This is a genomic window from uncultured Mailhella sp. (assembly GCF_905187505.1).
Lineage (GTDB): Bacteria > Desulfobacterota > Desulfovibrionia > Desulfovibrionales > Desulfovibrionaceae > Mailhella.
The window spans coordinates 1-12868 of record NZ_CAJJIC010000060.1 but is presented as its reverse complement, the minus strand read 5'-3'; the positions used below and the strand labels follow the sequence as shown (position 1 = coordinate 12868).

The window sequence follows — 12868 nt, the reverse complement described above, 5'->3', positions numbered from 1 at the left end:
GGGCTGCAACCTCAGTGCAGGCGTGTGCTGCCGCACCCGCCTGCCGTGGCCGACCAATGTTCCCGCTTCGCGGTCACATCGGTGTGGTTGGAAGGGATTTCCAGATGGTTACGCCGTGCGCTGGTTCAACGCTCTGGGGAACCGTCATTGGCAGCGGAATGACCGTTTCCCGGCGCAGGGCGGGCCTTCGTTGGCATGAACAGCCTTCTTTCAACTCTCCGGCAAATCTTCAAGCATCAACGGTAATATCAAGCCCTCAGGGGAGGACATGACATGGCAAATACGGTATCCGGTCAGCTCAGGGATGCGAATCTCAAGGGCAAGCCCCGCGATCTCATGGACATGATTTTCAACGTGGCCCCCACGGACACGCCTTTTCTGTCCATGTGCGGCAAGTCCGAGGCCACGCAGACCCTGCACGAATGGCAGACCGACACCCTGGCCAGCCCTGCCGAGAACGCCGCGCTCGAAGGCGCGGACACCACGGCGTTTTCCGAAAGCTTCACCACGGAGCTTTCCAACAAGACGCAGATTCTGAGGAAGGGCATCAACGTATCCGGCACGGCGCAGGCCGTGAAGCAGGCGGGCGTGTCCCGTCAGTACGCCTATCAGATGGCCCTGCGCACCCGCGAGCTCAAGAAGGACGTGGAATACGCCCTTCTGCAGAACAAGGTGGCGCGCGCGGACAACGGTTCCAGCGAGGGCCGACTCATGACCGGGCTTCCCTGCTGGATGCAGACCAACTACGCCACGGAAGACGGCACCAGGGCTTCTCTTCCCGGCACGGCCTGCACGGCGGGAACCACCCGCGTGCCCACCGAGGCCATGCTCAAGGCGCTGCTCACCGACATCTACAACGCGGGCGGCAACCCCGACCGCATCATGATGGCCCCCGACATCCGCGTGAAGATGAGCGAGGTGCTTTCCGGCGGCACGACCCGCATGGAAAAGGCCGAACGCCGAAAGGCCACCGCCGTCATCGACGTGTACGTGTCCGACTTCGGCGCCCTGAAGCTCGTGCCCAACCGCGTGCAGGCCTTTGAGCCCTTCTCGAAGACCTGCGCCTTCGTGCTCGATCCCCAGTACTGGAAGGTGGCCTACCTTCGCGGCTTCACCGAAGAACGCCTTGCCGTCACCGGCGACAGCCTGAAGGGCCACGTGCTCGTGGAATGCACCCTCGAAGCCAGAAACGACGCTTCGTCCGGCGTGCTTGCCGACTTGAAGTCGGCCTGATTAAAAGGCGGGGGCGCGCGGCTCCCGCCTTTTTCGTGTCATATCAGCACGGCGCTCCCCGAAAAGAACGCGGCGCATGAAAAAGGCGGCCCTTCACGGAAGAGCCGCTTCTGGGAAACGCCGGATGGTTCCGCCTTCCATCCTGATACCTCACACTCCCCGGAGGGAGGGGCCACGCAGCGAGCGTTCTCTGCTGACGGCGTTTCCACTGAGTCCAATATGCCAGCGATTGACGCGCTCCGCAAGGGAATGCTGGTGTTTTTTGGCGGGCCATGCGGGCGGCACAAAGAGGCGGAAGGAGAGCTGGAGAAGGGGCGGAGCGTTGAGAACGGGCGCAGAACAGGGGTTTGCGTCCGTTTTTTTGCGCCTTGCCCTGTCCCGTGTGCCGCACGGCCGGGCTCTGCTACGCTTCGGAAAAAAAAGGAGACTTTCATGCTTGAACTTTCGCAGGGCGCGCGCGGCGTGCGCTTTTTTTGCGCGGACGGCGTTTCCGACTTCGTGACGGAAGAGGGAATCATTTCCCGCGCTCAGGACGTGACACAGATCATCCGGCAGAACAGGGCGGAGCAGAACGCGCAGAAGTGCGGCTTTCAAAAAGCGCCCGTGTTCCGGCGCGTGGCGTCCATTCCCGTGGCCGTGGTGGACATTGCCGCCGCGCAGGGACTGGACATTCTGAACGATCCCGAGGCCATGCGGAAATTTTTGAACGATCCTGACAACCGTGCCTTTCGCACGACGCTGGAGAGCGTGTAATGGTGGATGGGAAAAAGCTCGGCGGTCTTCTGGGACTGATGGCAGGATGGGCGTCCCTCGCCCCGGATGACGCGGAAGCGGCGGTCTATTCCAAGGATGGGCGGCGCTTGCTCGATTTACTGAACAAGGCTGCATCGGGAACTCTCGACATATCAGAACCGCCGTTGGAATATCATGGTGTTATTCCGAAAGATGTTTTTGATTCGATACGAGGCAAAGATCCGTCTTTTACATCTCCACGACTCGGTTCATATGAAGATGATATTTTTCATTACTGGAATGCCCATCATAATCATATGAGCAATGAAGAAATTGAAAATGCTATTGAACTTATTACTAATGGGGCTGAAAGATATCATACCAAGGGTAATGAGCCATATCCTGTAGGGATTGGCGCAATTGGAGACCATAAAGCCTATAATGCGTCTTTGAAACCGGGCGAGGAGTTCACTCGAGTTTACCAAATCAACCCGATAAAAAAGAAAAGGCTCCTCAAAAAAATTGAAGAGCCTTCTGGGAACGCCGGATGGCGCAGCAATACGGAAGAACCGTCTATACCATCGTCTAACTCGGTCGAAAAGACCGGTTTACGCAGCGAGCACATCTCTGCTGACGGCGTTTCTGATGACTCCAATATACCCGCGATTGACGCGCTCCGCAAGGGGATGCTGCCGCTTTTTGCCGGTGGAACGGCCGCCGCGCTCGCTCCGGGCGAAGCACGGGCCTTTGTGCCTGTGCAGGACTATCGCGCACGGGCCATTCCTGCTGACGAATATCCATGGCCTGCGGACTCGCCGGGGTATGTGAACCGCGAACCGGGACTTGGGACTCCTCTGGTAGATGTGGCAGACCTTGCGACTGCTCCCGTCGGCGCGGTCACGGCGGCGGGCCGTGCGGCGTCTGTGCTCGCAGAACCGGTCATCTCCTGGGGCATGGACAGGGCGGGCAACTGGTTGGGGGACAGGCTCGGCGGCCTGCTCGGATACTTCGGAGGGGAGGAATGACGAAGGATTGTTACGACAAAAGAAAAACACCCTGCAGGCGTTGTTGTGCCGCATGGGAATAAGACATATCTGGGTATTCTTGAGCCTGAAGATGGAGGCAGGGCGGGAATATGGACGGTGTATGACCCCAAGACAGAAAAACTCCCTGACAAGTCAGGGAGTTTAGATTCGGGGAGGCGCAATGTCCCATCTAACTATGCCGCCGAAGACGGCTCGTTTACGCAGCGTCAGCTTTCTGCTGTCGAATCTGATAAAAAATAAACTCTCAAAATAAACGTGTCAATGGAGCTGTTCTTCTTGCTGGAGCAGGAGCCGCGCTCGCTTATCCATGGTCTGCGAATGCTCCGGGCTGTGTGAACCTCGAACCGGGGCCGGGCACGTCGCTTGCGGACATGGCCGCCGAGCCCGGTGAATCCCATAAATAATAAACGGCTCCTCAAGATGAAGAGCCGCTTTCTGGGAAACGCCGGATGGTTCCGCCTTCCATCCTTTGACCGATACACATGATGTGCACGGAATACGCAGCGAGCGTGTCTCTGCTGACGGCGTTTCCAATGGCTCCAGCATACCGGAGCTTGACGCGTTCCGCAAGGGCATGCTGCCGCTTTTGGCCGGACACGGCGGGCGCGCGGGGAGCGGGTGAGGGGGCGGAACGTTGAGAACGGGCGCAGAACAGGGGTTTGCGTCCGTTTTTTGCGCCGTGCCTTTGAAAGGCGTCCCGTGTGCCGCACGGCCGGGCTCTGCTACGCTTCGGAAAAAAAGGAGACTTTCATGCTTGAACTTTCGCAGGGCGCGCGCGGCGTGCGCTTTTTTTGCGCGGACGGCGTTTCCGACTTCGTGACGGAAGAGGGAATCATTTCCCGCGCTCAGGACGTGACACAGATCATCCGGCAGAACAGGGCGGAGCAGAACGCGCAGAAGTGCGGCTTTCAAAAAGCGCCCGTGTTCCGGCGCGTGGCGTCCATTCCCGTGGCCGTGGTGGACATTGCCGCCGCGCAGGGACTGGACATTCTGAACGATCCCGAGGCCATGCGGAAATTTTTGAACGATCCTGACAACCGTGCCTTTCGCACGACGCTGGAGAAGGTGTGATGGCGAAGATACCGCAGAAGCTCATGGGACTGCTCGGAAAGTTTGCCGACAGCCTCGACTACAACGATTTGCCCAAAGGATGGGCGGATAATCCCGAGATAGTGGAAGCGGCCGGGGAACTGTACCGCGACATGGGCACGGAAAGCCCGTTTTTCAAGGCGTGGTTTGGGAACTGGCCTGCGGCAAGAGCCTATAATGAAGCAGTGTCCGGGAAACCGGTAGTGACGTTGACCGGAAAAGAATTTCAGAAGGATGGAGTACCGCTGACGGAAAAAGTTCCGGCATGGTATGACGAGATGTTTCGAGGGGTGGTGCGAAGCCCGGAGCTTGGAGACGTAAGGCTTGACCTTGAAGGCGTCAAAGACTCGATGGGGCACGGTATAGGGCGGGAAAAGTCGGCCGCGTTCGCTGCCGTGCCGGATATCATCAGAAAAGGAACGGTGTTTGACCAGCAAAGCAACTGGAAGGGGAGAGGGTACGACACGTCGGTGATATCCGCGCCCGTGCGTATCGGCGATACGGATTATGCCGGGGAAGTTGTTGTTAAACATCTTCCGAACAGGCAGGGACTTTATCTGCATGAGGTGGAAAATAAAAAAGGCTCGAAAATGCGTTCAAGACTCCCACTGAAGGAAGCGCACCTCAAGCCTCACGATTGATTTTGGGGCAAAAGCTTGATGATGTCAAGCGCTCTTCCAAAGTCGTTGATGCTGAGGGCAGACCTCTTGTCGTTCACCACAATACAGACGCCGTTTTTGATGCTTTTTCCAAAGATAAGATAAACAGTCGGGGCGCTTATGGCGAGGGCTTTTATTTCGCCGAACAGCCTGCGCCGTATGGTCCTCATCAGATGGATGTCTATCTGAAAGGAACGTATGGACTGCCGGAAAAACGCGCGGCGCGTCGTGCCGGGCAGCCGGTTCAGGAACTGGATTATGTCCATGTTCCTGATAAAGGCTATTGGATGGTAAAAGAGCCGAATCAGATCAAGTCCGTCCAGAATCGTGGGACATTCAATCCTGACGATCCGAATATCTACAGAGCGTTGCCGTGGGCTGCGGGCGGGGCAGGAACGGCCGCCGCGCTCGCTCCGGGTGAAGCTTACGCTTCCGTGCCTGCCGACCAGTATCGTTTTCCCGCCGATGAGCCTGGCTATGTGAACCGCGAACCGGGACTTGGGACTCCTCTGGTAGACGTGGCAGACCTTGCGACGGCTCCCGTCGGCGCGGTCACGGCGGCGGGCCGTGCGGCGTCTGTGCTCGCAGAACCGGTCATCTCCTGGGGCATGGACAGGGCGGGCAACTGGTTGGGGGACAGGCTCGGCGGCCTGCTCGGATACTTCGGAGGGGAGGAATGACGGCTGACGCGACAAGCTGGAAAGGACGTTGTGAAGCCGTGGCGGACATGGCCGCCGCGCAGGGACCGGACATTCTGAACGACGGGAAAAACGTTGTTTCGCCCTTCATGGCGGGAGAAAGGGGAGACGCAGTGCTGAAAACGGTGTTTGAACCGTCAGGGAACAATAAAAAATTTGTTGAAGGCCTCACGGGAGTACCTCCGCTCTCCATGTCTGGTCTCAGGAACAACGTTCCTGCCAGTGCGCAGCCACTAGGATTTTCTGCTGACGTGAAGCCTTCAATGAAGGAAAGTATGCCTGAAATGCCCGCTTCCGGCAAGAGCCGACTTCCGTCATTGCGGGCGCGGGTTCGGGGGCAGGGCTTGCGTTATGGCCTGCGGGCTCGCCGGACGACGCGGAAGGTGCACCCGCAGCGAGGACGCAAAAAAAGACCTGCTCAGGTTCTCGGGTGAACGCCCTTCCTCACCATTCACGTCATCTCGAAAAGAGACCGTCACGCAGCAGGGCGAAATTTCTGCTGTCGGAGAACCGTCACAGGTCTTTGATGGGCTCATCATGCCTGATTCGTCAAAAATGCGCAAGGGAAGGCCGCTGTTTTGGGCGGGCACTGCGGGAGGCACAAAGAGGCGGGAGGAGAGAGCTGGACGAAGGGGCGGAGCGTTGAGAACGGGCGCAGAACAGGGGGGTGCGTCCGTTTTTTTTGCGCCGTGCCTTTGAAAGGCGTCCCGTGTGCCGCGCGGCCGTGCTCTGCTACGCTGAAGGCAGGGTCTTTATCTGCATGAGGTGGAAAATAAAAAGAGGCTCGAAGAAGCGTTCAAGACTGCCGACGGCAGCGCACCCCGGGCCTCACGATTGATTTTGGGGCAAACGCCTGACGAGGTCAGGCGCTCATGCCGCTGACGGTGAAGGCAGTCTGGAAAAGGACGGCGCGTTTTGAAGACGGAGCCGTTCCGATGCTCATGGACGGAAGAGGGGCGGCAGAGACGGCGCTTTTCCTCCGGCGCGGGCGTGGGCGGAAAACGTGCCCCGACGCCTCGGGGGGACAAGGCCATAAACGGACTGGCAGTTTTCTGGGGGAAAAAGATGGCTGATCTCACAAGCTGGAAAGGACTTTGTGAAGCCGTGGCCGACTATCTCGGCCGCGACGATCTGACGGAGCGCATACCCGCGTTCATTGCGCTTGCTGAGCGGCGCATGAATCGGGAACTGCGTCTTCGGGTGATGGAACGAAGAGCGGAAACCGACGTCTCTGCCGGGCAGAGCGCGGTGCCTCTGCCGTGGCGCAGGCAGCCGGGCAACTGGGACGTGTTTCTGGAGATGCGTGATCTCACCTTTGAGGCGCAGGACGGCTCGACGGCGAACCTCGCCTATGCGCCGCCCGACACCTACGGCCAGCGAAGGATTCCGGGAAGCGTGCGTGAGTACACCATCATCGGGCGCGACCTGTTTCTTCTGCCCGCGCCGGATGCGGACGGCACGCTGTACCTCACCTACTACGCGGAAGTGGAGCCGCTCGGCGAGAATCAGCCGGACAACGCCGTGCTTCTGACGGCCCCGGATCTGTATCTGTACGGCGCGCTGGTGGAAAGCGGGCCGTTCACAAGGGGAAGCGTGCCGCTCGAAACGTGGACGCAGTATTATGCCGCCGCCAAAAGGAAGGCGGAGGAGAGTGAACAGCGGGCGCGGTTCACGGCCAACATCACCATGCGCCCGGCAAGGAGAATATGACATGAGTCTGACCAATCATGGAGAAGATGCGCTTCTTTCGCTGTTCAAGGATGCGGGGCCGTATTATCTGGCGCTTTTTACCGTGGCCCCGGGCGAGACGGGCGGCGGCACCGAGGTGTCGGGCGGCGCGTACGCGCGCAGACAGGTGACCTTCGGCACGCCGTCTTCGGGCAGCATGTCGAACTCGGCGGCCATAGAGTTTCCCACGGCCACGGCGAGCTGGGGCACGGCCGTGGCCTGGGGGCTCTTTGACGCGGCCACGAGCGGCAATCTGGTGTGGTACGGCAGCATCACCACGCCCAAGGAGCTGCTTGCGGGCGACATTTACCGCGTGAACGCCAAAAATCTCACGCTCAGCATGGATTAGCCGGTGGCGGAGTTCTTCGACATACTTCCGCCGCCGCAGAGCATCGACGATCTGGACGCGTGGGGCGCGCTCGACGCGCTTCCCGCGTCTCTCAACGACGGATTCTGGACGCGCGTGGGCGTGTACGGCCTTTCGGCTTCGGAAAAGGCGCGGGCCGGACAGGCGTTTTCTGTTCTGCGCAAGCGCTGCGTCGGGCTTTCTGCCGGGGCGGCGTCCCGGCAGACGCTCGGTTTCCTTCGCGTGCGCGTCGGCGAGCTGAAGGGAAACGCCCGGGCCTCGGGCTCCGTGAAGGCGGAAAGGAAGCGGCCCCTTGTCGTTCGGGGAGCGGCGGAAGGCGCGGCAGGCATCGCGTTTGCCCGACTGCGCGACGGCAGCGCGGCGTTTTCTGCCGTGTCCTCGCAGGCGGCAAAGGCGCTTCGCGTGCGAGCTCTCGGGCTTTCGGCGGAGCAGGGGGAGGCGTCGGCCGCGTTTTTTGCGGTGGCCGAGCTCGCCCTTGCCGGAGAGGGCGAGGCGCGTACCGGGGAGAGGGCGGCCCTTGCCAGAGTGCGCCTTGTGGACGGCCCGGCGCTTTCCGCCCGGGCGGACGGAAACGCGGCGTTTTTTCGGGTCATGCCCCTTGCGGCGCGGGACGGGGCCGCGGGCTCTTCGCTTTTCACGCTGTTTCGCGTGAGGCCGGTCGTGCCGGAAGACGCGGAGGCGCGTTCGGCGGGCGGCATGGCGATCATGCGTCTTGTCGGGCTTGCGTGCGCGGGCGGGGCCTTCGGCGGAGGCTCGGCCTTGCTCGTGCGGGTGATTGACCTTTCCGGCCGCGGGAGCGTGCTGGGCGTGGGGAGCGTGTTTCCCGAGTACAAGGGCTGGATGTGGGCGCGGCGCGACGACGTGCCCGAAGGAACATGGAATCAGGCGCATTCCGGCCGTGCGGACTGGAGACCGCGCACGGTTGCCGGCGCCGACTGGCAGGGGGTTGTGGAATGGCAGCAGGCAGAATGAGGCTTGATTTCGGGCCGTGGGAGCCGGACGCCGCGCTTCTTGACGGCGCGCAGGCTCCGGAAGCGAAAAACGTGATTCCGGCCCGGCGCGGGTACAGGCCGTTTTCCGGGCTGTCGCCGCTTTTGTATCCTGCGCTTTCGGAGCGAGTGCTTGCCGCCTTTTCCCTGAAGGATACGGGCGGCAATCTGCTCACCTTTGCCGCCACGAAGAGCGGAATGTTCGCGCTTGAGGGCGGGGAGTGGACAAAGAAGCATGACGGACAGTCGCTTTCCGACGTGCGCGAGTTTGCCGAATACGGCCCGGCCGTGTACGCGCTCTGCGGCACGACGCTCATGAAAAGCGCCGTGACTGCGGGCAGCGCCGGGGAGTTTCTGCCCGTGGAGGGCGCGCCTTCGGGCGAGGTGCTCGGGGTGCTGCGCGACTTTCTGGTGGTGGGCCGTCTGACGGATCGCCCCGAGGCCGTGCGCTGGTCGGGTCTCGACCGGCCCGACGAGTGGCCGGAGCCGGGCAGCAACGAGGCGCAGTACGTGCAGGCGGACATGCAGGTCTTTCCCACGGGCGGACGGGTGCAGGCCGTCGTGGGCGGCGTGGGCGGTGCGGACGGGCTCATTTTTCTGGAGCGCGGCATTCGGCGCGCCACCTATGTGGGCATGCCCTACATCTTTCAGTTCGACGATCTGGACAGGGAACGCGGCTGCATTGCGCCGCACTCGCCCGTGGTGTGCGGCGGCGCGTGCGTCTACCTTTCGGAGGACGGCTGGCGCATGACCGACGGTTCCTCGGTGAAGGGCATAGGCGTGGAGCGCGTGGACGAGTGGTTCTTTGAGGCCTGCGCCTCGGACAGGCTGGAAGAGGTGACGGGCGTGCACGACGCCCAGAATCGTCTGGCGCTGTGGGCCTTTCCGTCGGAAAACGCGCCTCCGGGCGTGCTCGACAGGGTGCTTGTGTACAACTACGCCGTGGATCGCTGGTCGTGGGGCGAGCTGGCCGTGGAAACGCTGTTTGCCGACTACACGCGCGGTCTCACGCTGGAAGAGCTGGATGCCTTCGGCGATCTCGATCATCTGCCCTTCGCCTCGCTGGACGCGGCCGCGCTCAGAAACGGCCGCAAGGGGCTTTCCTGCTTCACGAAGGAGCACCGGCTTGCCGGATTCAACGGCGACGCGCTTGAGGCGGTCATAGACACGGCGGAAACGGGCGGCGAAAGAATGATGGTGCACGGGCTGCGTCCGCTGGTGGACGCGGCGCCCGCCGAGGCCATGCCGCTTTTCCGCAGCCGGCAGATGGACGAGCGGCGTTTCGGAACCTTTACGGCGCAGCAGCGCGACGGGGTGTGCTTTCAGCACGTTTCCACGGTCTACCTGGCCGCGCGGGTGAAAATTCCCGCCGGAGTCTCGTGGACCCATGCCGTGGGCGTGGAAGCGCTGGTGGAAAAGGAAGGGGGACTGTGATGCACCGCAGAAGGCCCGGCCCATGTTGCCGTGGGCACGGGGAAGCGGGGACGCGGCGAAGGCGCGCCGGAATGCCTGCGGACGGAAAAAAGGCGCGGCAGGGGGCGGAGATGTTGGCGTTGCCGGAAGAAGGCGCGTCTTTTTGAGAAGAGGCAAAAAAGCGGCGGGGCGCGCGGCCGTTTTTGCCGGGCGGCGGGCACGGCTTCCGCAGGGGCCGGGCCGTTGCGGGCGCGCGGCGTTTTTTCGTGTTGCAGGAGGTGAATGATGGCGACTTTCGTGCCGCAGGTGCCGACGGCCGCGCCCGCGCAGATGCTGGCGCTGGCCTCGGCCGTGAACGCCGCGCTTCGCGGCGACACCGCCAATGTCGGCATGGCGACGTGTGCCGCGGCAGAGTCGGAGATTACCATTCGGGATGAACGCTGCCGGGCGGGGCGTCTGGCGCTGCTCATTCCGCTGGATGCCGCCGCGGCCTCTGCCGTGTGGTGGCTTTCGGCCATGACGCAGGGCAGCATGACCTTTCGTTTCGCCTCGCCGCCGGGAGAATGCGCCTTTGCCTGGGCGCTTCTCGGCGACGGCGGAAGCGGCGTGAATCAGAAACAAGGAGCAAACGCATGACAGGACTGTATCAGAGAAAGACCTCTTCGGGCACGTCGGCCCCGGGCCTTCGCGTGAATCCCTCGCAGGGCGCGGGCGCGGCCGTGCCTTCCGGCGCATCCCTGCCCGCCGGGCGGCAGAACTTCGACGCCTCCGCCCTCGGCGGTCTGCTCGGGCTCTTCCAGCGCGTCGCTTCCCCCGCGGGCGCGGCCCAGCAGGGAACCGGCGCGTCTTCTCCGGGCGTGTTCAATGCCTCCCTCATGCCCGGCGCGGGAAACGCGCTTGCGCTCGGCGCTCAGCCTTCGGCCGGAAACTTCGGCCCCGGCGTGCCGTCCGTCTCGTCGGGGGCTTCCGGCATTTCCGGCGCGGGCGCTTCGGGCGCGTTGTCTGCGGGGGCGGGCATGACCGGCGCAGGCATTTCCGGCGCGGCTTCTGCGGGCCCGACGTGGCAGGAAAACGATGTTCTGTCTTCCGCGCTCGGCAGCATTCTGGGCGGGTTCGGCAGGTTTGGAGCGTAGGCATGGGGGAATTTGCCAGAATCTACAAGACCGACCTTTCCGACAGGGATTTCATGCGCTTCTGGGCCACGGTGCGCGCCGCCGGACGCGACAGGGCCGTGACCTACTGCATGCCGCCCGTGGACGGTCCCGCCTTCTGCCGCTGGATGCGGCAGGACGACGTGCATCCGTGGATCATTCTGTTTCGCGGCGAGCCGTGCGGCTTCGTGTATCTCACGAATCTTGAGGGAAAGAGCGCCAGAGTGCATTTCTGCACGCTGCCCATGGGCACGAAGAGAACCCGTGCCAGACTGCCCGCCGTGGTGGGCTTCGGTATGTTTTCTCTCGGTTCCATGCTCTGGGAAAAAAACGAAAGCGGCTCTTTCAGGCTCGATACCGTCATAGGCGTGACGCCCGTGTGCAACCATGAAGCCGTGAAGTTCATTCATAAGGTAGGCGCAAGGGACATAGGCGAAGTGCCCGGCGCGTGCTGGTACTTTGATACCAACGAAAACGTGCCCGGACTCGTGACCGTATACACCAGACAAACGCTGCCCGCATGGGCGGCCGTACTTTAGGAGAAAGATTATGGGCGGAAAAGGTGGCGGGGGTTCTACCACCACGGTGCAGAAGGCCGACCCGTGGGCCGGCCAGCAGCCGTACCTCAACAGCTGGGAAACGGGCTTCGGCGGGAAGTACATGGGCGTGTTCCCCGAAGCCTGGAAGCTCTACCAGAGCGGCCAGATGTCCCCGGACTACTACCCCGGCGAGACCGTGGCGGAACAGTCCGACTGGACAAAGCAGGCCCTTCAGATGCAGGCCGACCGGGCCCAGAACGGCAGCCCGCTCATCACCGGCGCGTCGAACGCCGTAAACGACATTACCTCCGGGCAGGCCCTTGAAAACAATCAGGGGCTGAATGTCCTCAATCAGATGGCGTCCGAAGACAATCCCTATGTCGACGAACTCTACAGCCGCGCCAATGAGCAGGCACAGTCGGCCATCAACGGCAACTTCAGCGCCGCCGGACGCTACGGTTCGGGCGCCCATGCCGCAGCCTCGGCCGACGCGGCAAACAATCTTGCAAACGATATGTATTCTTCCCTCTGGGACAAGCGCGCCGATGCCGCAAAGGCCGCCGGTCAGCTCTACAATACCGGCACGGCCCAGCAGATAGCCGCCGCCCAGACCGGTCAGCAGCTCGCCAATCAGGCCTATACCGACGCCGCCGCCCTCTCCGAAGCGGGCGGCGTGCTCGACGACTACAATCAGCAGCTCATCAACGCCGATATCGACCGCTGGAACTATAACCAGAACAAGGCCCTCCAGGCCCTCCAGAACTACAATAACCTCATTCAGGGCAGCTACGGCGGAACAACTACCACCACCGGTCAGCAAAGCTCCGGCTCCACCCTCGGCAACGTCCTCGGCGGAGCCCTCACCGGCGGCGGACTCGGCGCAGGCATCGCCGCCGCCGGCGGCGTCACCGGCTCCGCGCTGCTCTCCAATCCCTGGACCCTCGGCGGCGCAGCTCTCGGCGGACTCCTCGGACTGTTCTAAACGCAGGAAAGGCAGGAAAGGCAGAAAAGGCAATGCGGGGGAAATAATTCCCCCCGCGCCCCCCTGTTTCGCCTTGCGGCTTCGCCGCGCGGCGGGAACGTGCGGATGCCGGATGTCGGACTTTGAAACAGCGGCAGGGCAGGGGAGGATGTGACGCAAAGGCCGGAATGCTCGGCAAGGCGCGTTACGGGCTGCAACCTCAGTGCAGGCGTGTGCTGCCGCACCCGCCTGCCGTGGCCGAC

At 62.4% G+C, this 12868-nt stretch carries 15 protein-coding genes; all 15 read left to right on the top strand.

Features of this window, described 5'->3' with window-relative positions:
• Positions 1 to 273 precede the first annotated feature (273 nt).
• The 15 genes from QZZ60_RS06980 to QZZ60_RS06910 all read left to right on the top strand — a co-directional run bounded on the left by QZZ60_RS06980 (position 274) and on the right by QZZ60_RS06910 (position 12626).
• Positions 274 to 1233 carry a DUF5309 domain-containing protein gene (locus QZZ60_RS06980; protein ID WP_295639761.1) on the top strand — a complete coding sequence of 320 codons (960 nt, stop codon included), beginning with the start codon at positions 274 to 276 and terminating at the stop codon, positions 1231 to 1233.
• A 432-nt stretch (positions 1234 to 1665) separates the two neighbouring features.
• Positions 1666 to 1986 (top strand): hypothetical protein, encoded by a 321-nt coding sequence (locus tag QZZ60_RS06975; RefSeq protein WP_295639758.1) that lies wholly within the window; start codon positions 1666 to 1668, stop codon positions 1984 to 1986.
• Complete coding sequence (locus QZZ60_RS06970) at positions 1986 to 2990, top strand: hypothetical protein (RefSeq protein WP_295639755.1); 1005 nt, start codon at positions 1986 to 1988, stop codon at positions 2988 to 2990. The genes QZZ60_RS06975 and QZZ60_RS06970 overlap by 1 nt, the downstream gene beginning before the upstream one ends.
• 771 nt (positions 2991 to 3761) lie before the next feature.
• Positions 3762 to 4082: a hypothetical protein gene (locus tag QZZ60_RS06965; protein ID WP_295639752.1), complete on the top strand. Its 321-nt coding sequence runs from the start codon at positions 3762 to 3764 to the stop codon at positions 4080 to 4082.
• Positions 4082 to 4741 carry a hypothetical protein gene (locus tag QZZ60_RS06960; protein WP_295639764.1) on the top strand — a complete coding sequence of 220 codons (660 nt, stop codon included), beginning with the start codon at positions 4082 to 4084 and terminating at the stop codon, positions 4739 to 4741. The genes QZZ60_RS06965 and QZZ60_RS06960 overlap by 1 nt, the downstream gene beginning before the upstream one ends.
• Before the next feature lie 2 nt (positions 4742 to 4743).
• Complete coding sequence (locus QZZ60_RS06955) at positions 4744 to 5439, top strand: hypothetical protein (protein ID WP_295639750.1); 696 nt, start codon at positions 4744 to 4746, stop codon at positions 5437 to 5439.
• On the top strand, positions 5436 to 5891 hold the full coding sequence (locus tag QZZ60_RS06950) for a hypothetical protein (protein ID WP_295639748.1): 456 nt from the start codon (positions 5436 to 5438) through the stop codon (positions 5889 to 5891). Before QZZ60_RS06955 ends, QZZ60_RS06950 begins: the two co-directional genes overlap by 4 nt.
• Positions 5892 to 6522: 631 nt before the next feature.
• Positions 6523 to 7167, top strand: coding sequence for a hypothetical protein (locus QZZ60_RS06945; protein ID WP_295639745.1), 645 nt, complete (start codon positions 6523 to 6525; stop codon positions 7165 to 7167).
• 1 nt (position 7168) lies between these two features.
• On the top strand, positions 7169 to 7534 hold the full coding sequence (locus tag QZZ60_RS06940) for a hypothetical protein (protein WP_295639741.1): 366 nt from the start codon (positions 7169 to 7171) through the stop codon (positions 7532 to 7534).
• A 3-nt stretch (positions 7535 to 7537) separates the two neighbouring features.
• Positions 7538 to 8524 (top strand): hypothetical protein, encoded by a 987-nt coding sequence (locus QZZ60_RS06935; protein ID WP_295639738.1) that lies wholly within the window; start codon positions 7538 to 7540, stop codon positions 8522 to 8524.
• Positions 8506 to 9975, top strand: a complete 1470-nt coding sequence (locus tag QZZ60_RS06930) for a hypothetical protein (protein ID WP_295639736.1) — start codon at positions 8506 to 8508, stop codon at positions 9973 to 9975. The genes QZZ60_RS06935 and QZZ60_RS06930 overlap by 19 nt, the downstream gene beginning before the upstream one ends.
• A gap of 261 nt (positions 9976 to 10236) precedes the next feature.
• The gene (locus tag QZZ60_RS06925; RefSeq protein WP_295639733.1) at positions 10237 to 10590 is read left to right on the top strand and encodes a hypothetical protein; all 354 of its coding nucleotides are present in this window, start codon (positions 10237 to 10239) and stop codon (positions 10588 to 10590) included.
• Positions 10587 to 11087: a hypothetical protein gene (locus QZZ60_RS06920; protein WP_295639730.1), complete on the top strand. Its 501-nt coding sequence runs from the start codon at positions 10587 to 10589 to the stop codon at positions 11085 to 11087. The genes QZZ60_RS06925 and QZZ60_RS06920 overlap by 4 nt, the downstream gene beginning before the upstream one ends.
• A gap of 2 nt (positions 11088 to 11089) precedes the next feature.
• Positions 11090 to 11644, top strand: coding sequence for a hypothetical protein (locus QZZ60_RS06915; protein ID WP_295639727.1), 555 nt, complete (start codon positions 11090 to 11092; stop codon positions 11642 to 11644).
• A gap of 10 nt (positions 11645 to 11654) precedes the next feature.
• Positions 11655 to 12626: a hypothetical protein gene (locus tag QZZ60_RS06910; RefSeq protein ID WP_295639724.1), complete on the top strand. Its 972-nt coding sequence runs from the start codon at positions 11655 to 11657 to the stop codon at positions 12624 to 12626.
• The last annotated feature ends 242 nt before the right edge of the window (positions 12627 to 12868 follow it).